Annotated in this window: 1 protein-coding gene; it reads right to left on the bottom strand. The window is 75.5% G+C overall.

Going from position 1 to position 1,963, the window contains the following annotated elements; genetic code table 11:
* The coding region (locus tag QMK28_RS33855; RefSeq protein ID WP_326443529.1) for an acyltransferase domain-containing protein at positions 1-1,936 on the bottom strand (1,936 nt) is incomplete at its 3' end.
* Between the last annotated feature and the right edge of the window lie 27 nt (positions 1,937-1,963).

The raw sequence follows: 1,963 nt of genomic DNA, 5'->3' as shown, positions 1-1,963 counted from the left end.
GCACCGGGCGGTCGGCGAGCCGGCCGCGCGCCGGGTCGGCCGGCGGTGGCGCGGCGCGCAGGGACAGCTCCGGCGTCGGGGCGGCGAGGCGTACGAAGGTGGAGCTCAGGTCGAGGCGGACCGCGTGCTTGTGCGTCGGGGCGGTGGGCGCGGTGGTGGGATCGATCCCATGTCCCGCAGCCCGTCCGGCGGCGGGTCCGGCGGCGGGTCCGGCGGCGGCGCAGACGACAGGTCCGGCGACGGGATCGGCGACGGCGCGGACGACGGGTTCGGCGGCGGGATCGGTGAGCCGGTCCCAGCGCGGGTCCAGCCCTTCCGTCCACAGTGCGGCGGCCATCCGCCGCAGTTGGCCGAGCCCGCTGCCGCGTACGGTGCCCGCGGCGACGGCCAGGTGGTCCCGGCCGTGCAGGGTGTCGGCCACGAATCCGGTGAGGCTGCCTGGCCCCATCTGGACGAAGGCCCGCACGCCGTCCTCGTACAGCCGGTCGGTCAGCGACCGGAAGCGCACCGGCTCCAGCAGGTGCCGGAGCACCAACTGCCGTACCAAGCCAGGGTCCTGTGGGTAGCGTTCCACCGAGGTCGCCGACCAGACGGGGCACTCCGGCGTTCGCAGCGGCAGCCGTGCGGAGACGGCGCGCACCTGGTCGAGGTACGGCTCCCACATCGGGGTGTGGAAACCCGAGCGGAAGGGCAGCGGCTGGGCCGTGACGCCCTGGGCGGCCAGCCGGGCCAGCGTTTCGGCTACCTGGGACGGTTCGCCGCACAGCACCGACTGGTGGGGGCAGTTGTCGTGGCTGACCGCGATCCGGTCCAGTCCGCGGATCGCTTCGGCGGCCTGCCGCGCATCGCAGCCGAGCGCCGCGTACAGCAGGTCGGGGACGTCGAGTGAGCCGGGGCGCAGCGCGTCGAGGAGGGCGTCGACCGCGTCGCGCGGGTACATTCCCGCGACGGCCATGGCGGTCCATTCGCCGAGGCTGTGTCCGGCCAGCAGATCGGGCGCGATGCCGAGTCCGTCCAGCACGCCGGCGAAGAGCCGTCCGACGGCGATGGCGTCGACCGCTCGTTCCAGCAGTTCGCCGCCGCCGGTGAGGGCGGCCCGTGGCAGTCCGAAACGGTCGGCGACCTCGTCGACGCGGGGGGTGAATTCCGGTTCGAGGCCGGGGAAGACGAAGGCGAGCCGTCCTCCCTGCTGAGCGGCGTCCGGCCCGAGCAGCGGGCGCGGCGTGAACCACACGTCTCCGCGCCCTCGCCAGGGCAGACCTCTGGCGACGACCTTGGCCGCCAGCGCGCGGCGCTCGGCGGTGGGGCCGACCAGGGCCAGCCGGCAGGGGCCGCCCCGGCTGTCCGCGCCCGGTCCGTGGGCGGTCATCGCCCCGAGCGCGCGGGCGAGTTCACCGGGGGTCGCGGCGGCGATCCGCAGTACGGCGTCCGGGTCCGCGGGGCGCGTACGCCGTACGGGGTGCGCCACCGGGGTCTTCGGGGCCTCCTCCAGGATCACGTGGGCGTTGATCCCGCCGAAGCCGAACGCGTTCACGCCGGCGCGTCGTGGCGCGCTGCCCCGCTCCCAGGGTTCGGCCTCGGTGACCGGCCGCATCCGGGTGCGGGCGAGTCCTTCGTGCGGCTCTTCGAGGTGGAGGGTCGGGGGGAGTACGCCGTCGTGGACGGCGAGCGCGGCCTTGATCAGTCCGGCGATCCCCGAGGCCTGCATCGTGTGGCCGAGCATCGACTTGACCGTGCCGAAGCCGACCGGGCCGGCCGCCGCCGAGGCCGGTCCGAAGACCCGTGCCAAGGTGGCCAGTTCGGCTTCGTCGCCGACCGGTGTGCCGGTGCCGTGCGCTTCCAGCAGGCCGAGCGCGGCTGGGGCGGCCGGGTCGAGGCCCGCGTGCCGCCAGGCCTGTTCCAGGGCGCGTACCTGGCCGTCGACCAGCGGGCTCATCAAGCTCGCAGCCCGCCCGTCGCCGGC

The organism is Streptomyces sp. H27-D2 (genome assembly GCF_035828615.1).
Taxonomy (GTDB): Bacteria; Actinomycetota; Actinomycetes; order Streptomycetales; family Streptomycetaceae; genus Streptomyces.
Note: the sequence above shows the minus strand (reverse complement) of the source record. Positions and strands in the feature narration are given on the sequence as shown.